Annotated in this window: 15 protein-coding genes; 10 read left to right on the top strand and 5 right to left on the bottom strand. The window is 58.7% G+C overall.

Annotated features, from left to right (window positions below):
- Positions 1-183 precede the first annotated feature (183 nt).
- From recC to recD, 3 genes are read left to right on the top strand one after another with little or no spacing between them, the layout of a single operon-like run.
- The gene (gene recC, locus BK659_RS05645) at positions 184-3,636 is read left to right on the top strand and encodes an exodeoxyribonuclease V subunit gamma (RefSeq protein WP_123424127.1); all 3,453 of its coding nucleotides are present in this window, start codon (positions 184-186) and stop codon (positions 3,634-3,636) included.
- The gene (gene recB / locus BK659_RS05650; RefSeq protein WP_123424128.1) at positions 3,633-7,322 is read left to right on the top strand and encodes an exodeoxyribonuclease V subunit beta; all 3,690 of its coding nucleotides are present in this window, start codon (positions 3,633-3,635) and stop codon (positions 7,320-7,322) included. The genes recC and recB overlap by 4 nt, the downstream gene beginning before the upstream one ends.
- The gene (gene recD / locus BK659_RS05655) at positions 7,319-9,406 is read left to right on the top strand and encodes an exodeoxyribonuclease V subunit alpha (protein WP_123424129.1); all 2,088 of its coding nucleotides are present in this window, start codon (positions 7,319-7,321) and stop codon (positions 9,404-9,406) included. The genes recB and recD overlap by 4 nt, the downstream gene beginning before the upstream one ends.
- A 69-nt stretch (positions 9,407-9,475) precedes the next feature.
- Here the strand turns inward: recD and BK659_RS05660 are convergent, their stop codons facing one another.
- The 4 genes from BK659_RS05660 to BK659_RS05675 all read right to left on the bottom strand — a co-directional run bounded on the left by BK659_RS05660 (position 9,476) and on the right by BK659_RS05675 (position 13,876).
- Positions 9,476-11,011 carry an amino acid ABC transporter permease/ATP-binding protein gene (locus BK659_RS05660; RefSeq protein ID WP_123424130.1) on the bottom strand — a complete coding sequence of 512 codons (1,536 nt, stop codon included), beginning with the start codon at positions 11,009-11,011 and terminating at the stop codon, positions 9,476-9,478.
- Between the two features lie 99 nt (positions 11,012-11,110).
- Positions 11,111-11,911 carry an ABC transporter substrate-binding protein gene (locus BK659_RS05665; RefSeq protein ID WP_123424131.1) on the bottom strand — a complete coding sequence of 267 codons (801 nt, stop codon included), beginning with the start codon at positions 11,909-11,911 and terminating at the stop codon, positions 11,111-11,113.
- A gap of 42 nt (positions 11,912-11,953) precedes the next feature.
- Entirely contained in the window at positions 11,954-13,012 is a 1,059-nt protein-coding gene (locus BK659_RS05670) for an isopenicillin N synthase family dioxygenase (protein WP_123424132.1), read from the bottom strand.
- 12 nt (positions 13,013-13,024) lie between these two features.
- Complete coding sequence (locus tag BK659_RS05675) at positions 13,025-13,876, bottom strand: sugar phosphate isomerase/epimerase family protein (RefSeq protein ID WP_123424133.1); 852 nt, start codon at positions 13,874-13,876, stop codon at positions 13,025-13,027.
- A 350-nt stretch (positions 13,877-14,226) separates the two neighbouring features.
- On the opposite strand from BK659_RS05675, the gene yfiR reads away from it, so the two are divergent.
- From yfiR to yfiB, 3 genes are read left to right on the top strand one after another with little or no spacing between them, the layout of a single operon-like run.
- Positions 14,227-14,802 carry a regulatory sequestration protein YfiR gene (gene yfiR, locus BK659_RS05680; RefSeq protein ID WP_123424134.1) on the top strand — a complete coding sequence of 192 codons (576 nt, stop codon included), beginning with the start codon at positions 14,227-14,229 and terminating at the stop codon, positions 14,800-14,802.
- Positions 14,799-16,067, top strand: coding sequence for a diguanylate cyclase DgcN/YfiN (gene dgcN, locus BK659_RS05685; protein WP_123424135.1), 1,269 nt, complete (start codon positions 14,799-14,801; stop codon positions 16,065-16,067). The genes yfiR and dgcN overlap by 4 nt, the downstream gene beginning before the upstream one ends.
- Before the next feature lie 5 nt (positions 16,068-16,072).
- On the top strand, positions 16,073-16,576 hold the full coding sequence (gene yfiB, locus BK659_RS05690) for an outer membrane lipoprotein YfiB (protein ID WP_259740211.1): 504 nt from the start codon (positions 16,073-16,075) through the stop codon (positions 16,574-16,576).
- On the opposite strand, the gene BK659_RS05695 is transcribed toward yfiB, so the two are convergent.
- A complete protein-coding gene (locus tag BK659_RS05695) occupies positions 16,573-17,520 on the bottom strand; it encodes a LysR family transcriptional regulator (protein WP_054594129.1) in 948 nt (315 codons plus the stop codon). The genes yfiB and BK659_RS05695 overlap by 4 nt on opposite strands.
- A gap of 165 nt (positions 17,521-17,685) precedes the next feature.
- On the opposite strand from BK659_RS05695, the gene BK659_RS05700 reads away from it, so the two are divergent.
- The 4 genes from BK659_RS05700 (at position 17,686) to BK659_RS05715 (ending at position 21,876) form a co-directional block, all read left to right on the top strand.
- On the top strand, positions 17,686-19,209 hold the full coding sequence (locus BK659_RS05700) for a CoA-acylating methylmalonate-semialdehyde dehydrogenase (RefSeq protein ID WP_123424136.1): 1,524 nt from the start codon (positions 17,686-17,688) through the stop codon (positions 19,207-19,209).
- A gap of 10 nt (positions 19,210-19,219) precedes the next feature.
- Positions 19,220-20,107: a 3-hydroxyisobutyrate dehydrogenase gene (gene mmsB / locus BK659_RS05705; RefSeq protein ID WP_123424137.1), complete on the top strand. Its 888-nt coding sequence runs from the start codon at positions 19,220-19,222 to the stop codon at positions 20,105-20,107.
- A 133-nt stretch (positions 20,108-20,240) separates the two neighbouring features.
- Positions 20,241-21,161 carry a M15 family metallopeptidase gene (locus BK659_RS05710; RefSeq protein WP_259740212.1) on the top strand — a complete coding sequence of 307 codons (921 nt, stop codon included), beginning with the start codon at positions 20,241-20,243 and terminating at the stop codon, positions 21,159-21,161.
- On the top strand, positions 21,154-21,876 hold the full coding sequence (locus tag BK659_RS05715) for a L,D-transpeptidase family protein (RefSeq protein WP_123424138.1): 723 nt from the start codon (positions 21,154-21,156) through the stop codon (positions 21,874-21,876). The genes BK659_RS05710 and BK659_RS05715 overlap by 8 nt, the downstream gene beginning before the upstream one ends.
- Positions 21,877-21,912: the final 36 nt, after the last annotated feature.

Here is a 21,912-nt window from a genome sequence, read left to right on the forward strand (position 1 = left end):
CCATGTGAGAGTAGGTCATCGTCAAGATTAAATTCCGAAACCCCTATCTGCGATTGCAGATAGGGGTTTTGTTTTGCCTGCGAGAAAGTTCGTACGGCAACATCGGACAGCTCCCGGCTGTCACAGTCACCTGACAATGCTAAGGTTCGGCCCTAGCTTTTGCATTTCTCCAAGGAAGCCCTTATGGCGGACGCTACGTTCCTCAATGCTGGTTTTATGGTGGTTCACGGCAACCGCCTGGACGAGCTGCGTAGCCTGGTGGTCAGTTGGATGCGGCGTTATCCGCTTGCCCCCCTGGAAAATGAAATCGCTCTGGTACAGAGCAACGGTATTGCCCAATGGCTGAAGCTGGCATTGGCCGAAGACCCTGAAGATGACGACATGGGCGGCTGTGGCATAGCCGCGGCCATTGATGTGCAGTTGCCCGGCAGCTTTATGTGGCAACTTTATCGATCGGTGCTCGGGCGCGATGAGATTCCAGCGAAGTCCTTGCTGGACAAAGCGCCTCTAACCTGGCGCTTGATGCGCTTGTTACCGGAGCTGATCGATCAACCGCACTTCGAACCGCTGCAACGCTTCCTGACTCACGATACCGACCTGCGTAAACGCTATCAGCTCGCTGAGCGGCTCGCGGATCTGTTTGACCAATATCAGGTGTACCGGGCGGACTGGTTGGAAGATTGGGCAGCAGGCCGTCACCAACTGCACAGCGGCAGAGGTGAGAGCAAACCGCTCACGCCGGCCAACTGTTGGCAGGCTGAGTTGTGGCGTGCGTTATTGCTGGACGTTGGTGAGCAAGGCATGGCGCAAAGCCGTGCAGGCGTTCACCAACGCTTCATCGAGACAATCACTGGCCTGGACACCGCACCTAAGGGGTTACCTTCACGGGTGATCGTTTTCGGCATTTCTTCGCTACCCGCTCAAGCCCTGGAAGCACTCGCGGGATTGGCTCGCTTCAGCCAGGTTCTGCTTTGTGTACACAACCCATGTCGTCACCATTGGGCCGACATCGTCGCCGATAAAGACCTTTTAAGGCACCAATACAAGCGTCAGGCGCGCAAGGCCGGCATGCCGGTCGTACTTGACCCACAAACCCTGCATCAACATGCTCACCCGCTTCTGGCAGCATGGGGCAAGCAAGGGCGCGACTACATCAATCTGCTCGATAGTTATGACGATCCCAACAGCTATCGATCAGCATTTCGCGATGGGCGCATCGATCTTTTCAGCGAAAGCCAGCCGTTGAACATGCTCAATCAATTGCAGGACGACATCCTCGAATTGCGTCCGCTGAATGAAACCCGACTGCTCTGGCCTGCGGTCGATCTGAAGCAGGACGAGTCGATCCGTTTTCACATTGCCCATAGTGCTCAGCGCGAAGTGGAGATACTCCATGATCAGCTGCTTGCACGCTTCAGCGCTGACCCGCAGCTGCGGCCACGCGATGTGATCGTGATGGTGCCGGACATCGACAGTTACGCTCCACACATCCGAGCCGTGTTTGGTCAACTTGAGCGGGAGGATCGGCGCTTTATCCCATTTACGCTGACCGACCAGGGTCAGCGTGGCCGTGACCCGCTGCTGATCGCGGTCGAGCATTTGCTCAAACTGCCAGACAGCCGTTTCCCGGTCAGCGAGATCCTCGACTTGTTGGACGTTCCGGCATTGCGCGCTCGATTCGCAGTAGAGGAGCGCGACCTGCCGACCTTGCACCGCTGGATCGAAGGGGCTGGCATTCGCTGGGGGATGAATGCAGAACAGCGCGCCGGTCTGGGTTTACCTGATGAGCTTGAGCAAAACAGTTGGCGTTTTGGCCTGCGTCGCATGCTTCTGGGGTATGCCGTTGGCAGTGGTCATTCCTGCGATGGCATCGAACCTTATGATGAAATCGGCGGGCTGGATGCGGCACTGATCGGCCCGTTGGTAGCTTTACTCGATGCTTTGCAGATCGCTCACAAAGAGCTCACACAACCGGCATCGCCCGAGCAATGGGGCGTGCGCCTGCAAGCGTTGATGCAGCTATTTTTCCTGGCAAGCAATGAGCATGACGACTATCTGCTGGCCCAGCTCGAGTTGCTCCGCGAAACCTGGCTGGAGACCTGCGAATCGGTTGGTTTGCAGGACGAACTGCCGCTGACGGTGGTCCGTGAAGCCTGGTTGGCCGGTCTCGATCAGGGGCGTTTGTCCCAGCGTTTCCTGGCAGGCGCAGTGAACTTCTGCACGTTGATGCCGATGCGGGCAATCCCTTTCAAACTCGTTTGCCTACTGGGCATGAACGACGGTGATTATCCGCGTGCGCAACCGCCACTGGACTTCGATCTGATGGGCAGCGATTACCGGCCCGGTGATCGGTCGCGGCGAGAGGATGACCGCTATCTGTTGCTCGAGGCCTTGCTCTCGGCGCGGGATCAGCTTTACATCAGCTGGGTCGGGCGCAGTATTCGCGACAATAGCGAGCGCCCCGCATCGGTATTGATCGGTCAGTTGCGTGACCATCTGGCTAACGGCTGGAAGCTCGCCGATGACTGCGAGGAACTCCTTGAGGCGATGACTCAGGAGCATCCGTTACAACCCTTCAGTGCCCGTTATTTCCATGAAGGCGATCAACTGTTCAGCTATGCCCGAGAATGGCAGTTGTTACATGAGCAGCATGACCGCGCTCCCACCTTGGAAGTACTTGATGCCTATGTACAGGAAGAACCGCTGAGTCTTGGCCAGCTACAGGATTTCCTGCGCAACCCCGTGCGTCATTTTTTCAGTCAGCGTCTCAAGGTGTTTTTCGAAGCGGCTGAAGCGCCCTTGGCAGACGAAGAACCCTTCGTGCTCGACGCGTTGCAACGATACAGCCTGAGCGATAGCTTGCTTGAAGCTGCACTGGCTAGCCCGGACCAATCTGATCAAGCGCTGCATGCACAGGCCCAGAAGCTACAGGACAGCGGCTTGTTGCCGATGGCCGGTTTCGGCGAGTGCTTGCAACGTGAGTTGATCGAGCCGCTACCGGATCTGCTGCAGCGTTATCAACAGTTGCTGGTGCTGTGGCCGACACCACAAAACAGTGCTTTGCCAGTTGCGCTCCAATTGCAGGGGGTGAGCCTGGAAGGCTGGCTCAGCGGCCTTCATCAGCGCAGCGATGGCGGGTTGCTGGCTGTCACTACGATCCCCAACAGCATTGGTTCGATCAAGACCCGCAAATGGCATCGTCTGACCCGACCTTGGGTTAACCATCTGGTGGCCTGCGCGAGCGGTTTGTCGATGACCACGGGGTTGGTGGCCAGTGACGATACGTTACTGCTTGCGCCTATCGAACGAGACGCCGCGCTGAAAATTCTTGGCAATCTGTTGCAGGCCTGGCAATCAGGTATGCGCCAGCCACTGCCCGTAGCGGTAAAAACTGCCTTCGCCTGGTTGGGACAGACTGATCCGGTCAAAGCTGAGGCTGCCGCTCGCAAGGCCTATGAAGGTGACGGTCAGACTACCGATGGCGAGCGCCGGGAAAGTCCCGCACTGGCTCGTCAGTTTGCCGATTACAACGCCTTGGTTGCCGATGAGACCTTTGTCGATTGGTGTGACGCGCTCTACCGTCCTCTGCTCGAAGCTCCCTGGCGCTCATTGACCAGTGAGGAGTCGCACTCATGACGGCCAAAGTCCCTCTGGCATTAGCTTTCCCGCTTCGCGGTAGTCAACTGATCGAAGCCAGCGCCGGCACCGGTAAGACATTCACCATTTCCGCGCTCTATCTGCGCCTGGTGCTGGGTCACGGTGACGAGTCTGGCGGATTTGGCCGTGAGCTCCTGCCTCCGCAAATCCTCGTAGTGACCTTCACCGACGCTGCTACCAAGGAACTGCGCGAACGAATCCGCACTCGCCTTGCAGAGGCAGCACGGTTTTTCCGGGATGAAACGCCAGCGCCAGACAGACTGATTGACGAGTTGCGTGCGCAGTTCACTCCCGAACAGTGGTCCGGCTGTGCGAACCGTTTGGATATCGCCGCACAGTGGATGGATGAGGCGGCGGTTTCGACGATTCACAGTTGGTGCCAACGGATGCTGCGTGAGCATGCATTCGACAGTGGCAGCCTGTTTACTCAAACCCTGGAAACCGATCACACTGATTTGCTCGGCGAAGTATTGCGCGATTACTGGCGGCTGTTTTGCTACCCGATGCAAGGTGATGCGCTGAACTGGGTTCGCACGCACTGGGGCGGTCCGGCCGCATTGCTGCCGAGGGTGCGCGGATTGTTCGCCAGTGAGCGTGACACTGACGAGGGTAAGGCGCCGGCCGAGTTGATCGCCGAGTGCTTGCAAGAACGGCGTGACGCGTTGCTGGAGCTCAAGGCACCTTGGCGACAATGGGCGCAGGAGTTGCGTGAGATCTGTCTGCAAGGCGTCGCCAGCAAGTCTGTCGACGGACGCAAGATGCAAGCGCGTTATTTCGAGCCCTGGTTCGAGAAAATCAGTGATTGGGCCGAGGATGAAAGCCTTGAACAACTGGATATCGGCACCGGCTTCAATCGTCTGACACCCGATGGCATGGCTGAGGCCTGGAAAGGCCAGGCGCCGAGCCACCCCGGCCTGGATGCCATGCCCGGCCTGAAAGCCAGTCTCGATGCATTGCCGACCCCGGACGCGGCAGTCCTGAAACATGCCGCGCAGTGGGTGGGTGCACGCTTTGAAGAAGAGAAGCGTCGTCGTGCTGAAATGGGTTTCGACGACATGTTGTTGAGGCTCGACGCCGCACTGCGGGCCGACGGTGGTGAGCGCTTGGCGACGTTGATCCGCGAGCAGTTTCCAGTCGCGTTGATCGACGAATTCCAGGACACCGACCCAGTGCAGTACCGGATCTTCGAAAGTATCTACCGCATCGAAGACAACAACCCCGAATGCGGGCTGTTTCTGATCGGCGACCCGAAGCAAGCGATCTATGCCTTCCGTGGTGCCGATATCTACACTTACCTGCGCGCGCGTCAGGCGACGAGTGGTCGCTTGCATACCTTGGGCACCAACTTCCGCTCCAGTCATGGAATGGTCGATGCGGTGAACCATGTGTTCCAGCGTGCCGAATCCCGTGAGCAGGGCCGTGGTGCGTTTTTGTTCCGCGAGAAGAGCGGCGAAAACCCGGTTCCATTTCTACCGGTCGAGTCTCAGGGTCGCAAAGAGTCGTTGCAGATCAACGGTCAGGCTGTGTCGGCGCTGAATATCTGGCAGCTGTCCAGCGAGCAGCCGTTGTCCGGTGTCGTGTACCGACAGCAACTGGCTGCAGCGTGCGCCAGTGAAATCACCGAATTGCTCAATGGCGGACAGCAGGGGCGTGCGGGTTTTGTTCGGGGGGCAGAGGATCTACAGGGGTTGCTCCCGGCGGATATCGCGATTCTGGTGCGCGATGGTAAAGAAGCCCAGGCCGTACGCAACGAGTTGTCCGCGCGGGGTGTGCGCAGTGTTTATCTGTCGGACAAGGATTCGGTATTCGCGGCCCAAGAGGCTCACGACCTGTTGAGTTGGCTAAAGGCCTGCGCCGAGCCGGATGTCGAGCGGCCGCTGCGTGCAGCGCTGGCCAGCATCACGCTGAATCTGTCACTGACAGAGCTGGAACGTTTGAACCAGGATGAGCTGGCCTGGGAGAAGCGAGTCATGCAGTTTCGCGAGTACCGGGTGATCTGGCGAAGTCAGGGCGTCCTGCCAATGCTGCGACGCTTGCTACACGATTTCGAACTGCCTCAGGCCCTGATTACTCGAAGCGATGGCGAACGCATACTGACCAACCTGCTGCATCTCTCGGAGCTGTTGCAGCAAGCCGCCGCCGAGCTCGATGGCGAGCAAGCCCTGATCCGTCATTTGTCCGAGCATCTGGCGTTGTCGGGGCAGGCCGGCGAGGAGCAGATTCTACGTCTGGAAAGCGATGAACAATTGGTCAAGGTAGTGACCATCCACAAGTCCAAGGGTCTTGAGTACCCGTTGGTTTTTCTGCCGTTCATCTGCTCAGCCAAACCGGTGGATGGCAGCCGTCTGCCGTTGCACTACCACGACGTGACCGGCAAGGCTCAGGTAACCCTGAGCCCAACCCCCGAGCTGATTGCTCAGGCGGACGATGAGCGTCTGGCCGAAGACTTGCGTCTGCTCTATGTGGCCTTGACCCGTGCCCAGCATGCTTGCTGGCTGGGCGTTACCGACCTCAAGCGTGGCAATAACAACAGTTCAGTACTGCACCTGTCTGCATTGGGTTACCTGTTGGGTGGCGGCGAGCGGCTGGCAGAGTCGTCGGGCCTGAAGCGTTGGCTGGAAGACTTGCAGCAAAACTGTACGGCGTTGAGCTATAGCGAGATGCCTGAAGCTACGGACGAACGTTTTCACCCACCACGTAATGAGGCTACGTTGCTCGCGCCGCTGGTACCGAAACGCAAGGCGACCGAGAACTGGTGGATCGCCTCCTACAGTGCATTGCGCATTGGTGACAGCCTGAGTGCCAGCAACGACGAGCCCCCGGAAAGCCCGCAGGCGCAAAAGCTTTTCGACGATGAACGACTCGATCCGGATGCGCCATGGGAAGTGCTTGCCAGCGGCGGCGATATCCACCGCTTCCCACGCGGGCCAAATCCTGGGACTTTTCTTCATGGATTATTGGAGTGGGCGGGCGATGAAGGTTTCACCGCAGACCCGAAATCCATCGAAAACGCCATAGCGCGTCGCTGCAATCGCCGCGGTTGGGAGGGCTGGATCAACACCTTGAGCGACTGGCTGCTGCACTTGTTGCAAGCGCCGTTACGCATCGGTGCCGAACAACCACCCGTGGTGTTCGAGCAACTGACCGAATACCGGGTCGAGATGGAGTTCTGGTTTGCCAGCCATAAAGTCGATGTGTTGAAGCTTGACGAACTGGTGCGTGAATACACCCATGACGGCGCTCCTCGTGTGCTCGCTGAGTCAGTGTTGCTCAATGGCATGTTCAAAGGTTTTATCGACCTGACATTCGAGCACGCCGGGCGTTACTACGTTGCGGATTACAAATCCAACTGGCTCGGTGTCGATGATTCGGCTTATACCGAGCAGGCAATGGAACAGTCGATTCTCGACCACCGTTACGACCTGCAATACGCGTTGTACCTGTTGGCACTGCACCGCCAGCTCAAGGTACGCCTCGCTGATTACGACTACGACCGGCACATGGGCGGCGCCTTGTATCTGTTCCTTCGAGGCACCCGGGCACCCAGCCAGGGTGTGTATTTCACCCGTCCGCCACGGGCATTGATCGAACGTCTGGACCGGCTGTTCCAGGGGAAACCAGAACCCAAGGCTGAACCGGCCTGGGAGCAGGGTGTATTGCTATGAGCCGTTCCTTTGCCGATTTGTTACCCACACCGTTGACGGCCGAAAGCCTGGCGGAACTGACGCCGCTGACCCGCGCCGACGACCTGTTGCTGCTGCTCGAACGCTGGGTCGAGCGTGGCTGGCTTCGGGCGTTGGACAAAGCCTTTGTCGCTTTCCTCCACGAACTGGCGCCCGACGGCGATCCGCTGGTGTTGCTGGCTGCAGCCTTGACCAGCCATCAACTGGGTCACGGGCATGTATGCCTTGATCTGTTCGAGACGCTCAAGGAGCCGGACTTCGCGCTTTCCTTGCCGCCGGAGGGCGATCTGCAGACAGGCACGCTGTTGTTGCCGTCGCAATTGCTTGAAGCATTGGAGGGCGCTCACTGGTGCAAGGTACTGGCATCCAGCAGTCTTGTGGCCCTGGCTGCCGATGGGTGTGACGAAGCAATGCAGCGTCCGTTGGTGTTGTCCGGCAAGCGACTTTATTTACGTCGTTACTGGACGTACGAACGGCGCATCGACAGTGCGCTGCGCCAACGTCTTGTCGCCCATGAGCCAATGCCTGGCGACCTGTCCGAACGCCTGAGCGGTTTGTTTGGTCAGGCCAGTTCTCGCGCGCAGATTGATTGGCAGAAACTTGCCTGTGCCCTGGCCACCCGTGGTGCATTCAGCATCGTCACCGGCGGGCCCGGAACCGGTAAAACCACCACGGTCGTGCGCTTGCTGGCCTTGCTCCAGGCGCCTGCGGTGGAGGCGGGCAAGCCGCTGCGCATTCGACTCGCCGCGCCTACAGGCAAGGCCGCTGCGCGGCTGACAGAGTCCATCAGTCAGCAAGTTCGCACGCTGCAAGTTGCCGATAATGTCAGAGACAAAATCCCCTCTGACGTGACGACGGTACACCGCCTGCTCGGCAGCCGGCCGGGTACCCGGCATTTCCGCCATCACGCCGGTAATCGCCTGCCGCTGGACGTGCTGGTGGTCGACGAAGCTTCGATGATCGACCTGGAAATGATGGCCAATCTGCTCGATGCGTTGCCGATACATGCCCGGTTGGTCTTGCTCGGTGACAAGGATCAACTGGCCTCGGTGGAAGCCGGCGCCGTACTGGGTGATCTATGTCGTGATGCCGAGGCCGGTTGGTACAGTCCGCAGACCCGCGATTGGTTGGAGGCCGTCAGTGGTGAAGACCTCAGCTCCAGCGGTCTGCAGGAAGACACCAACGCCAGTCACCCATTGGCTCAACAGGTGGTGATGCTGCGTCACTCGCGGCGATTTGGCGAAGGCAGCGGCATTGGTCAACTGGCGCGTTGGGTCAATCAGCAGCAGGCCGATGAGGCGCGCAAGTTGCTGGCTGCCCGCAGTCATGCCGATCTGTTTTCGCTGGCCCTCAAGGGTGAGCAGGACCGGGCACTGGAGCGGCTATTGCTCGAAGGCCAGGGCGAAGGTCCGCAGGGTTATCGGCATTACCTGAGTCTCTTGCGCAACCAGCGTCCATCCATCGCCTCACTGCCTGACAATCCCTGCTGGGTCGAGTGGGCGCGCAATGTCTTGCAGGCCTTCGACGCTTTTCAGCTGTTGTGTGCCGTGCGCAAGGGGCCGTGGGGTGTCGAAGGGCTGAATCAGCGGATTACCGGCGCGCTACTCAAGGCGCGACTGATCGAGAGTGATCAGCAATGGTACGAAGGACGTCCGGTGCTGATGACACGCAACGATTATGGTCTTGGCCTGATGAATGGTGACATCGGTATCGCCCTCAAATTGCCTGAACGCGATGGCCAGGAGGTTGGACGCCAGGTGCTGCGCGTCGCTTTTGCGCGTAACGATGGTCAGGGTGGTGTGAGGTTTGTTCTGCCCAGCCGGCTCAACGACGTGGAAACGGTCTACGCCATGACCGTGCACAAATCCCAAGGCTCCGAATTCGCCCACACCGCGTTGATCCTTCCGGATGCGCTGAACCCGGTGTTGACCAAAGAGCTGATCTACACCGGAATCACCCGCGCCAAGAACTGGTTTAGCCTGATCGAGCCGCGTACCGGGATTTTTGAGGAAGCCGTACGACGTAAGGTCAAGCGCTTGAGCGGGTTAATGCTGGAGCTGGGATGAGCCGGTGGCGTGACGGTGGCGAGAGGATTTGGCCTCCCGTCACCAACACTTGCTCAGCTCCCACGCCGTCTATTCGGCCGCCAGCAGTAGTTCCCGGGAGGGCAGGCCCATGAAGCGTCGGACTCGTTCCCCGGCCTGCTCATTGCGTATGGCGTGTGGTCTTGCATCCAGCTGAATATTCCCGCCTTCCATGAAAATGACCCGATCAGAAATCGACATCGCGAAGTCCATCTCGTGGGTCACGATCAGCATGGTCATGCCTTCTTTTGCCAAATCGCGGATCACGTTCAATACATCGCCCACCAGTTCCGGATCGAGGGCCGACGTCGGTTCGTCGAACAGCATGATCTTAGGCTCCATGGCCAATGCTCGGGCAATCGCTACCCGTTGTTGCTGGCCACCGGAAAGCTGATGCGGGTATTTGTGTGCATGGGCCAGCAGTCCGACCTTGTCCAGCAGCGCATAGGCGCGTTGTTCACTCAAGGGCTTGGCACAGCCGTGGTAGCGCGGCGCCAAGGTTATGTTGTCGAGAATGCAGCGATGGGGGAACAGGTTGAAGTTCTGGAAAACCATCCCGATATGCCGCACACCACTACGAGCCTGGGCGCTGTTGGGAGGGGAGTCGGGGCCGATGAAGCTCTCACCGAACAGCTTGATCTCGCCTTGATCAATACTTTCCAGGCCGTTGACGGTCCGGATCAATGAGGTTTTGCCTGAGCCTGACGGTCCGATGATCGAGATCACCTGGCCGCTGCCGACTGTCAGGTCAATGCCCTTGAGCACCTCATGATTGCCATAGCGCTTGTGGATTTTTTCCAATTGCAGAACCGGTGCTGCGCCGTGCTTGGAGGGGAGGCCGGTAGTGCCGGGCAGCGGCTGGATTTCGGCCTTGAGTCGGGCCACGGAAGTTTCGTCGAGAGTCTGTGGTTTGCGTTGGTTCAGATCCAGATGATGTTCCAGTCGCTGCAAAAACCAGCCGAACAGGCTCACGATAAGCACGTAATACACCGCTACTGCGGCGAGGGTTTCCATCACCAGGAAGTTTTGCGCGTACAGGCGCTGGCCAACGGTGAGCAGTTCGGTCAGGGAGATCACCGAAATCAGCGAGGTCAGTTTCACCACGGTGATGTATTCGTTGATCAGGGTCGGCAGCGAAATGCGAAAGGCCTGAGGAATTACGATCAAACGCTGCAAGCCCAGAAAGCCGATGCCCAGCGCCCGCCCTGCTTCTTTCTGACCCTTGGCTACCGAAATCAGGCCGCCACGGTGGATCTCTGCCATGTACGCCGCTTCGGTTATGACGAGTGCGAACAACCCGGAGTAGAAAGGGTCGGACAGTATCGAGCCAGTCAGCGGAAATAACTGCGGCAGGTTGTAGACGAAAACCACCAGCACCAGCAGCGGAATGCTGCGAAAGAACCAGATATAAGCGGTCGCCGGAATTCTGAGCCACGCCGAAGCAGACAACTTGGCCGAGGCCAGGAGAAAGCCCAGCAGCATGCCGATGAACCAGGCCAGGGCACTGAGTTCGATTACGGTGACACAGGCTTGCCAGAAGGCGGAGTCTGCGAACAGGGAGAAAAAATACGTCCAGTCGAATTGCATAAGTACCTCAAACCGCATTGAAATCTTCGCGGATTAACCGCTTCCATATAGAAAACGGTGCATCTGTAGGCACGTGCTGACCCGCGAAGGGGCGTAGCCTTAGTTGGACGCTTCTTCCAGGTTGTACTTCTTCAGGATAGCTGCGTAGTCACCGCTTTTTTTGGCGTCGTCAAACGCTTTGAGCAGCGCTTTATAGGTCTCGTCGTTGCCTTTCTTGACGAAGATTCCGAGGGTTTGCGGATAGACCAGATGCTGGGAGGTGACCACTACACGGCCGTTGGTGTGCTCGGCGATCATCTTCGCCGCGCCAGCGATTTCCATCTGGGCCTGGATGTTTTTCGACAGCAGGGCCTGGGTCACTTCCGGGGCCGACGGGAACTCGCTGACAGTGATGGCACCCTTGTTGTTCGGCACGCAATATTCGGTCGAGAGTTTCTTCAATTGAGCAACCCAGGTGGTGCCTTGTTCCAGCCCGACTTTCAGGCCGCAGAGTTCCTCAGGGGTTTGTGCATTCAGACCGCTGTCTTTCGGTGCCATGATCGCTGCACCCGTCACGGCATAGCCAATGGTCATGGCTTGAGTCTGACGCTCGGGCGTGATGTACATGCCCGAGATGATCGCGTCATAGTGCCCGGCATTCAGGCCGGAAATCAGATTGGGGAACTTGGTATCGACGAACTCTGCCTTGGCTTGCATCTGCTTGGCCAGGGCCTGAGCCAGTTCTGGATCGGAGCCGACAATATTCTTCTGGCTGTCATAGGATTCGAACGGTGGGTAAGTGATTTCCATACCGATCTTCAACTGGCCCGCAGTGGCGGTGGAAGCCATGCTGGCGGTTGCACAGAACAGGCTGGCGGCGAGCAGGGACAAACGGGCAGCACGGTTATTCTTGTTGAGCATTTCGGTGACTCCAATGAGTTAAGTAGTGGCCGACAGCAATGATCAGGACGGTTGTGTCTGGTTTTTCAGGTGCCCGAAGCTCGAAGGCTTGCGCGCCTTTTCCGGCAAAGCAATTTCTCCGTTTTCCACTCGCTTGCGCAGATATTGGTAAGTCTGCAGAGCCTGGCCGTACATGTGTTCACCAATGGTGATCTGCTCATACTCATGTTCTGCCTTGGCGAAGCCTGGCAGGGGTTTTATCTGGGTATGGAAGTCGCAGGCATAGAACAGCGGGAAGGAGTAGCGCTCTTCGCTGACGCTGCGTACACGGTGAGCGGTCGCAACGAACGCACCCGCGGTCATGACTTCGAGCATGTCGCCGATGTTCACCACGAATGCCCCTGGAACAGGCGGTGCATCGATCCACTGGCCTAGATCGTTCATTACCTCCAGTCCGGGTTTGTCAGCCAGCAAGATGGTGAAACACTCGTAGTCGGTGTGCGCACCAATCCCTGGCGCGTCCTGAGCCGCACCGTCGAACGGGTAGTGGATCAGACGCAGCTTCGATGGCGGTCGCGTGACCATGCTGTCGAAATAGTCTTCCTCCAGGCCCAAAGCCAGGGCGAAGCCACCGAACAGCCGTCGGCCGAGGGCGAAGATCGCGGCGTAGTAGGCCTGCACCGCTTCCTTGAAGCCGGGTAGCGACGGCCATTCATTCGGCCCGAGCAGAGGGGTGTCAGCCAACACCAGCGGGTCGTTTACCGGGACCTCGAAGCCAATGTCGAAGGCTTCCTTGTGATCCGGTTTGCCCTTGGCGTAAACCTCTTCGCCTTCCGGGACAAAGCCTTTATGAGTCTTCGAGGTGCCGATGTAGTGCTGCATCTTGGTTTCGAAGGGCTGATCGAAATAGTCCTTGGCTGCCTGGCGCAAGTTGGCGATCAGCTGCGGATCAATGCCGTGGCTGGTGATATAGAGAAAGCCGACGTCACTGGCGGCCGCCCCGAGCTGTTCCGCGACGGCCAGTCGATGTTCCCGTTCGATGCTGAACAGGCCTGCGATATCCACCACCGGAATGCTCTTGAAGTTCGCTTGGGGCGTAGGGTTACTGATCTTCTCAGGCATGTTGCGAACACCTCACTGGAGGACGGAGTGGTTGAAGCGATCGAAGTGTTCGCGCTCTGTTCTGGCCATCCAGACATTCAGCGACCACAAGTCGGCGACGGGTACATTGGTGAATGGCAGGTGATGCAGATAGCCGTCGGCACCGAACTCTGGCGTCAGGGTGCTGACCTGATAGCCGCGAGCTTGTTGGGAGCGCCAGATGGCTTCCCAATGCTGTTGATGGAAGGCCAGTTCCCGGGCGTATTCCGGAGCAGCGGGGTGGGGAACCTGTGGACCCTGGTCATAACCTACCCGGGCCTGAATATGGTGCACGCGCTCGACGAAGGCACTCAGGTCATCCGCCGGATCATTCAACAATCGCTCGCAAGTGACGACCCAATGACTGATATCGCTGGTGAACCGCAAATCGGGTAGTTGGCGGATCAGCTCAAGGGTCAGCCAGGGGTTGAACAGTGAGCGCGAGCGGTGGGTTTCGAAGCTGCAGACTTGCCCGTGCTTGCGTGCAAGCGTCATGGCCTGGCCGAAGAACTCCACCTGCTGCGCCAGCGGCCAGCGGTCATTGCCGGCCAGCACATTGACGAAGCGTGGATTGAGCTCGGCAGCCCAAGCGAGTTTCTTGTCCAGATCAAGGAGGTGTTCGGTGGGCGACGCGGACTGTTCCGGCAACACATCGTAAGCGGTAAAAACCGTACTGATGTAACCCACCCCATTGGCCTTTAGAAAGGCGCTGAACTCGGCTCGCTCACTGGCCTCAAGAGGCAGGCGGGCCTCCATGCCGTCGAAGCCGGCTTCCAGCAACTCATCGAGTGCCTGGGCCTTGCTCGCGCTATAGCCCCAGAGGGTACGAAATATTTCCAGTTTCATCGGTGAACCTCCACGACGCCTTCAACTACTCAAGGCTCGATACCGGTGCATGACCGAATCGAGTTGTTATGGCAGTAGCAAAAGGTTTTCATGAGTCGGATCTCGGTGGATCCGTTCTCACTTACGTCGCTGTCAGCTTTTATTGTTATTAGGACCGCAGTGCGGTTACAGGTCACGTTGGAGCCGATGGTAGACACGGTGTGAAACAGAGAAAAATAGGAAACCCCAAATTGTTACTTCAGGATTTTATAAACAATTAGGGGCCTATCTATAGTCGCGGTTTTCGTGAGCATTTCACCGGGTATGCTATCGTTGCGGCATCCTCCGCAACGATCACCGAGTATCCCTGCATGAAGCTGGCTGTCTGGACGGCAGAACGCATTATTGGCTGGAAGCAGCTTCTGCTGGCCGGCCTTTTCTGTTTGTTGAGCGTCCCTGTTTTCGCCCAGCCGGAGGCGTCAGTGAGCATGGCTGATCAGCGCGCCAAGTCGGTCACACAAGTAGTGCTGGGAATCCTCAGTTACGCTCGCTGGCCCGTAGAGCCAGCGCAATTGCGTTTATGCGTGGTCGGTCCCACCGAGTACACCGACGATTTGCTCAAAGGCACCACTCAGGCCACGGGTCGTCCCGTGGTCGTTCAGCGTCTGTTGGCCAATCATCCGGCGATCGCCAGTGAGTGCGATGCGATCTACATCGGCAAACTGACCAATGAAGAGCGCAGTACGCTCTTCGCTTCGTTGGCAGGCCATCCCGTACTGAGCATCAGCGAAGGTGGCGATCAATGCACGGTAGGTAGCCTGTTCTGCCTGCGGGTCAGTGACAATCAGGTGTCATTCGAGGTCAACCTCGACTCGGTCGCCCGCAGTGGCGTGCGCATTCACCCCAGCGTCTTGCAGCTCTCTCGCCGTAAAGCGGCGGCCCCATGAGTTTTTTCAGGTCCGGTAACCGCCCAACCTTGCGTTCGGTCATTGGTCGTGGGCACTTGATCGTCGCGCTGGTTGCAGTGGCCATGGCCAGTTTGTCGCTGACCTTGCTTGGGGTGTTGGCCTTGCGGGTGTATGCCGATCACAACCTGCACCTGATTGCCCGTTCGATCAGTTACACCGTGGAAGCCGCGGTGGTGTTCAACGACAACGTAGCGGCGACCGAAGCGCTGGCGCTGATCGCGTCCACTGAAGAAGTGGCCGATGCTCAGGTATTCGATGAAAAGGGCCTGTTGCTTGCTCGTTGGCAACGACCGGAAACCGGTCTGGTTTCCGAGCTGGAAATGCAGATCGCCCGATCGCTTCTGGAAAAACCCATCAACATACCGATCCTTCATCAAGGCCAGGAAGTCGGCAGCATCCTGCTGACCGGGCATGGCGGCAGCCTGATGCGCTTTTTGCTTAGCGGTCTGGCGGGGATTGTCTTGTGTACGGCGGTCAGTGCCTGGGTCGCGCTGTATCTGGCACGCCGTCAGCTACGCGGGATTACCGGCCCACTGCGCAGCCTGGCCGAGGTTGCTCACGCTGCACGCCGCGAGCGGGCCTTCGATCGTCGCGTACCGCCGGCGCAAATCGCTGAGCTGGACAGCCTGGGCAACGACTTCAATGCCTTGCTTGACGAGCTGGAGTCCTGGCAAAGCCACCTGCAAAACGAAAACGAAACGCTGGCTCACCAGGCCAGCCATGACAGTCTCACCGGTCTGCCGAACCGGGCGTTTTTCGAAGGTCGGCTGATCCGTGCATTGCGTAATGCGAGCAAGCACGATGAACGGGTTGCCGTGCTGTTTCTCGACAGCGACCGGTTCAAAGGCATCAATGACAACTTCGGTCACGCCGCTGGCGACGCGGTGCTGGTTGCGGTGGCAACCCGGGTCCGGGCGCAACTGCGTGAAGAGGACCTGGTCGCGCGCCTGGGGGGCGATGAGTTTGCTGTGCTGCTGACACCGCTGCACAAAGCCGAAGACGCCCAACGAATTGCCGAAAAGATCATCGCCAGCATGGAACTGCCGGTTCAGTTGCCGGGCGATACCCAGGTTTTGACCTCACTCAGTGTAGGCATCGCTATTTACCCTGATCATGGCGCCACACCAGGAGACCTGCTCGATGCCGCCGATGCGGCAATGTATCAAGCCAAACGTCTCTCTCGAGGCGGGCAATATACGGCAGGGTCGGAGCACCTTGTCGCCAATGTTCAAACCAGGAGTTAACAGCCTTGTTTTCACTTACTCAACGTTCCCTGCGATTTTTCACCGTGACCTTGTTCATGGCCGTGCTGGCATTGGGCGGCTGCCAAACCGCACCGCAAAAAGGCCTTACTCCGGCGCAGATCGTGGTGCTTAAACAGCAGGGTTTCGAGTTGACCGAGGAGGGCTGGGCCTTTGGTTTGTCGGGCAAGGTGCTGTTTGGCAGCGACGTGGATCACCTGAACGTGCAAAGTACCGAAATCGTCGGGCGAATCGGCAAGGCGTTGCACGGTGCCGGCATTGAGCGTGTGCGGGTCGATGGTCACACCGACGGATCGGGTAAAGAGGCCTATAACGAGCAACTTTCCCTTCGCCGCGCCAAGAGCGTCAGCGCGGTGCTGACCAGCGTCGGCCTGCGCGAAGAGAATATTCGACTGCGAGGCCTGGGCAGCGCCGAGCCGGTTGCCCCCAATAACACGGCTGCCGGACGCACCGAGAATCGCCGGGTGTCGATCGTGGTGATCGCCGACTAGTCGGCAAAGTGCATCGTTCGGGTTTCACCCATCAATAGCGCCTGATTCTGCTCGGTCACGGCGCGGATGTAGTCCCAGAGCAGGGTAATCCGCTTGAGCTTGCGCAGGTCCTCGCGGCAGTACATCCAGAACTGTCGGGTGATGTTGATTTCCTCCGGCAGCACCGGCAGCAGCCGTGGATCCTGGGCCGCCAGAAAACACGGCAGAATCGCCAGCGAGCGGCCTTGCTGCGCTGCCACGAACTGCGCAATCACGCTGGTGCTGCGCAGGTTGGCGCTGGCACCGGGCAGCACATTCGCCAGGTACAGCAGCTCCGAGCTGAACGCCAGATCGTCGACATAACTGATGAATTGATGCTTGCCCAAATCTGCCGGGCGGCGGATGGGCGGGTGTTGGTCGAGGTAGTCCTGGGTCGCGTACAACTGCAAACGGTAGTCGCAGAGTTTGCAGCAGACGTAAGGGCCGTGTTCCGGGCGCTCCAGGGCGATGACAATGTCCGCCTCGCGCTTGGACAGGCTGATGAAGTGCGGCAACGGCAGGATATCCACCGAAATCGCCGGATAGGCATCGACGAAGTGGCTGAGCTGCGGGGTGATGAAAAAGCTCCCGAAACCCTCGGTGCAACCCATCCGTACGTGGCCGGATAACGCCACGCCTGAGCCGGACACCTGCTCGCACGCCATGTGCAGCGTGCTTTCTATGGACTCGGCATAACCCAGCAAACGCTGGCCTTCGGCGGTCAATACGAAGCCGTTGGTCCGCGATTTTTCGAACAACAACGTTCCCAACGCACCTTCCAGCGAACTGATCCGCCGTGACACGGTGGTGTAATCCACGGCCAGGCGTTTGGCGGCGCTGCTGGCCTTGCGGGTGCGGGCGACCTCGAGGAAAAACTTCAGGTCATCCCAGTTCAATGAGCCTAACGATGTGATGTTTTTTTGCATGTTGGACCGGCTTTTATGTGCGTTCTTATTAGAAGTTTGCACATCTATACTCCAAAAACAGTCCGACAACCAATTTGCGACACACGCCTCATCGCAAGGCGACTTTCTCGCCTTCGCTCCCAAGATAACAACACCGCTTCAGCCACCAGAAGCCAGGAGACGAACATGAACGCATCGCTCACGCCAGAAACCACCGTGCAAAAGGTCAAGCTGTTGATCGACGGCCAATGGGTCGAGTCGCAGACCACCGAATGGCACGACATCGTCAACCCGGCGACCCAGCAAGTTCTGGCTAAAGTGCCGTTCGCGACCGCTGAGGAAGTTGATGCTGCGATCAGCGCCGCTCATCGCGCCTTCCAGACCTGGAAGCTGACGCCGATCGGCGCGCGGATGCGCATCATGCTCAAGCTTCAGGCATTGATTCGCGAGCACTCCAAGCGCATCGCCGTGGTCCTCAGCGCTGAACAGGGCAAAACCATCGCCGACGCTGAAGGCGATATTTTCCGTGGCCTGGAAGTGGTCGAGCACGCGTGCTCCATCGGCAGCCTGCAGATGGGCGAATTCGCTGAAAACGTCGCTGGCGGCGTTGATACCTACACCCTGCGCCAACCGATCGGCGTCTGCGCCGGCATCACGCCGTTCAACTTCCCGGCGATGATTCCGCTGTGGATGTTCCCGATGGCTATCGCCTGCGGCAACACCTTTGTGCTCAAGCCATCCGAGCAGGACCCGATGTCGACCATGCTGCTGGTGGAACTGGCCATCGAGGCCGGCATTCCTGCCGGCGTGCTCAACGTGGTTCACGGTGGCAAGGACGTGGTGGACGCGCTCTGCACCCACAAAGACATCAAGGCTGTTTCGTTCGTCGGTTCGACCGCGGTTGGCACTCACGTCTACGACCTGGCCGGTAAACACGGCAAACGCGTGCAATCGATGATGGGCGCCAAGAACCACGCGGTGGTGCTGCCTGATGCCAATCGCGAGCAAGCCCTCAATGCGCTGGTCGGTGCCGGTTTCGGCGCGGCCGGTCAACGCTGCATGGCCACTTCGGTGGTGGTACTGGTGGGCGCGGCCAAGCAGTGGCTGCCAGACCTCAAGGCACTGGCGCAAAAACTCAAAGTGAATGCCGGCAGCGAGCCAGGCACCGATGTGGGTCCGGTGATTTCCAAACGCGCCAAGGCGCGGATTCTTGATCTGATCGAAAGCGGTATCAAGGAAGGCGCAAAACTGGAACTGGATGGTCGTGACATCAGCGTCCCGGGGTTCGAAAAAGGTAACTTTGTCGGTCCGACCCTGTTCTCCGGCGTAACCACCGACATGCAGATCTACACCCAGGAAATCTTCGGCCCGGTGCTGGTGGTGCTGGAAGTCGACACCCTCGATCAGGCCATTGCCCTGGTTAACTCCAACCCCTTCGGTAACGGCACCGGCCTGTTCACCCAGAGCGGCGCGGCGGCACGTAAGTTCCAGAACGAAATCGACGTCGGTCAGGTCGGCATCAACATCCCGATTCCGGTGCCGGTTCCATTTTTCAGCTTTACCGGTTCGCGTGGTTCCAAGCTCGGCGACCTCGGCCCGTATGGCAAGCAAGTGGTGCAGTTCTACACTCAAACCAAGACCGTCACCAGTCGCTGGTTCGACGATGACAGTGTCAATGACGGTGTGAACACAACCATCAATTTGCGTTAAGGAGCCGGACATGAAAATCGCTTTTATCGGTCTCGGCAACATGGGCGCGCCGATGGCGCGCAACCTGATCAAGGCTGGCCATTCGCTGAACCTGGTCGACCTGAACAAAGCCGTACTCGCCGAATTGGCGCAACTGGGCGGTAGCATCAGCGCCTCTGCGCGTGAGGCCGCGCAAGGCGCAGAACTGGTGATCACCATGTTGCCGGCGGCTGTGCATGTGCGCAGCGTCTGGTTGGGTGAAGACGGCGTGCTGGCCGGGATCGCCAAGGGTGTTCCGGCGGTGGATTGCAGCACCATCGACCCGCAAACCGCCCGCGATGTCGCCGCCGCTGCGGCCAAGCAAGGCGTGGCCATGGCTGATGCACCGGTTTCCGGTGGCACCGGCGGCGCTGCGGCCGGGACGCTGACGTTCATGGTCGGCGCGACGCCAGAATTGTTCGCCACCCTGCAACCGGTACTGGCGCAGATGGGCCGCAATATCGTCCATTGCGGTGAAGTCGGCACCGGGCAAATCGCCAAGATCTGCAACAACCTGTTGTTGGCGATTTCCATGGTCGGCGTCAGCGAAGCCATGGCTCTGGGTGATGCGCTGGGCATCGACACTCAGGTGCTGGCGGGAATCATCAACAGTTCGACCGGTCGTTGCTGGAGCTCGGAGATGTACAACCCGTGGCCAGGCATCGTCGAAACGGCGCCGGCATCGCGTGGTTATACCGGCGGTTTTGGTGCCGAACTGATGCTCAAGGACTTGGGGCTGGCCACTGAAGCCGCGCGTCAGGCACATCAACCGGTGATGCTCGGCGCGGTGGCTCAGCAGTTGTATCAGGCGATGAGTCAACGAGGTGAAGGCGGCAAGGATTTCTCGGCGATCATCAACAGCTATCGTAAACCCTCGTAGGAGCTGCCGCAGGCTGCGATCTTTTTGGCAGTCGTTCAGCAGACATTTTTCCGAGAGCCCACGTCGGGTGGGCTCTCGGTTTTTTGAGTCCCGGATCTTCCAGAGTTCAAAGCGACATGGCTGGTGTATCGGGTTGCGCATTGATACTGTCCCAGACCCGACCCATTGCCTGATCTGGTCTAAAAACCAGCTTCTCTGGATGCAGCGCATGCGCGATCTGAGCGTCATCAAACCTCCGTCCTTCGCGATGTTATTTGCGGCGTGCTCGCACAGCCTGCTCGCGCGGATCTGGCTACGATCAGCCCTGTGCCTGAGCATTGTCGCGCCCTGCCTGGCCGGTGCCGAGCCGAGGCCCGAGCATATGGTCTATTTGCGTACGATTGATCCGAGCATCGTGCAAGATATCCGCTATGCCAGTGCTCACAACTTCACTGGACACCCACTCGACGGCTACGGCGCTGCGGAGTGCATTTTGTCGCTGGACGCCGCCAAGGCCCTCGCTCGGGTACAAACGGCGCTGCGCACGCAAGGCTACGGTTTGAAGGTCTTTGACTGCTATCGGCCCAGCCGTGCTGTCGCCGATATGGGGCGTTTCGCGACGGAACCGGGTGACCCACGCAAGGCCGAGTTCTATCCGCGCGTGGACAAGCAAGACTTCTGGCGTCTGGGTTATGTGGCACGGGTTTCGAATCATTCCAAAGGCGGCACTGTGGATCTGACACTGACAGGTCCCCAGGCTCTACCCGCTGGAATATGGAGCCCCTCAGCCCCGCAAGTCGATTGTGCCGCCCCCTATGAGCAGCGTTGGCGCGATGGCGCACTCGATATGGGAACCGGCTTCGATTGCTTCGATGAGCGAGCGCACACCGATAACCCGACCATCAACGCGACCGCCAGAGAAAATCGCCAGCGGCTCAGCAGTGCCATGGAAAAAGAGGGATTTACCGGATATTCGAAAGAATGGTGGCACTTCACCTACACCCGGGATGATGCGTTGAAGAGCGTCATGGATTTCCCCATTACGCCGCTGGGCTCCAGCATCACCGATGAATAGATTGCTTAAAGCCTGGTCGTTGGTGGCGCTTGTTTTTCCATTCACAGCGCTGGCGCAGGTGCTGGATACCAGCAACCAGCTCATTGTGGTCACTACAAAAAACTGGACTGATGTCCAGGGGACCGCCCAGCGCTATGAGCGGCATGGGAAAACGTTTCAAAAATACGCAAAGCCGTTTCCGGTGGTTGTAGGCAAAAGCGGAATGGCCTGGGGGCGGGGGGTAAACGCTGTTGACCCGCTTGAAGGCCCGGTCAAACGTGAAGGCGATGGAAAAGCGCCGGCCGGGATATTCAAACTTGGAACGGCTTTTGGTTACGACAGTACGGCCAACACCAAACTGCCTTACCTGGCCCTGACACCGACTATCGAGTGCGTGGATGACAGCCACTCCAAACGCTATAACGAGCTTGTCGACGGGGCGACGATAGCCAAGGACTGGAACAGTTCCGAACGCATGCGTCGCGATGATGACATGTATCGAAAAGGCATCTTTATCGAGCACAACACGCCGGCGTCCCCCGCCTCAGGCTCGTGCATTTTCTTCCACATCTGGCGTGCCCCCACGTCCCCGACGCTGGGTTGCACAGCCATGGATCAAGCGGATATTTCTCGCTTGTTCAGCTGGCTGGATCCTCGCCAGACACCTCTGCTGGTTCAGATGCCTGAAGCGCAATACGAGCACTTTCGCGCAAGCTGGGGCCTTCCCGAACTTTGATCCCGTTGCCCGGCCCAAGTGCCTCTGTTCGGGACG

The organism is Pseudomonas brassicacearum, from assembly GCF_003732225.1.
In the GTDB taxonomy this organism is placed as follows: Bacteria; Pseudomonadota; Gammaproteobacteria; order Pseudomonadales; family Pseudomonadaceae; genus Aquipseudomonas; species Aquipseudomonas brassicacearum_E.

Excerpts from the sequence above, each read along its gene's own strand:
- recD (WP_123424129.1), top strand. The coding sequence starts at position 7,319 with ATGAGCCGTTCCTTTGCCGATTTGTTACCCACACCGTTGACGGCCGAA.
- yfiR (WP_123424134.1), top strand. The coding sequence starts at position 14,227 with ATGAAGCTGGCTGTCTGGACGGCAGAACGCATTATTGGCTGGAAGCAG.
- BK659_RS05665 (WP_123424131.1), bottom strand. The coding sequence starts at position 11,911 with ATGCTCAACAAGAATAACCGTGCTGCCCGTTTGTCCCTGCTCGCCGCC.
- recB (WP_123424128.1), top strand. The coding sequence starts at position 3,633 with ATGACGGCCAAAGTCCCTCTGGCATTAGCTTTCCCGCTTCGCGGTAGT.
- BK659_RS05670 (WP_123424132.1), bottom strand. The coding sequence starts at position 13,012 with ATGCCTGAGAAGATCAGTAACCCTACGCCCCAAGCGAACTTCAAGAGC.
- BK659_RS05675 (WP_123424133.1), bottom strand. The coding sequence starts at position 13,876 with ATGAAACTGGAAATATTTCGTACCCTCTGGGGCTATAGCGCGAGCAAG.
- BK659_RS05700 (WP_123424136.1), top strand. The coding sequence starts at position 17,686 with ATGAACGCATCGCTCACGCCAGAAACCACCGTGCAAAAGGTCAAGCTG.
- dgcN (WP_123424135.1), top strand. The coding sequence starts at position 14,799 with ATGAGTTTTTTCAGGTCCGGTAACCGCCCAACCTTGCGTTCGGTCATT.
- BK659_RS05715 (WP_123424138.1), top strand. The coding sequence starts at position 21,154 with ATGAATAGATTGCTTAAAGCCTGGTCGTTGGTGGCGCTTGTTTTTCCA.
- recC (WP_123424127.1), top strand. The coding sequence starts at position 184 with ATGGCGGACGCTACGTTCCTCAATGCTGGTTTTATGGTGGTTCACGGC.
- mmsB (WP_123424137.1), top strand. The coding sequence starts at position 19,220 with ATGAAAATCGCTTTTATCGGTCTCGGCAACATGGGCGCGCCGATGGCG.
- BK659_RS05660 (WP_123424130.1), bottom strand. The coding sequence starts at position 11,011 with ATGCAATTCGACTGGACGTATTTTTTCTCCCTGTTCGCAGACTCCGCC.
- BK659_RS05695 (WP_054594129.1), bottom strand. The coding sequence starts at position 17,520 with ATGCAAAAAAACATCACATCGTTAGGCTCATTGAACTGGGATGACCTG.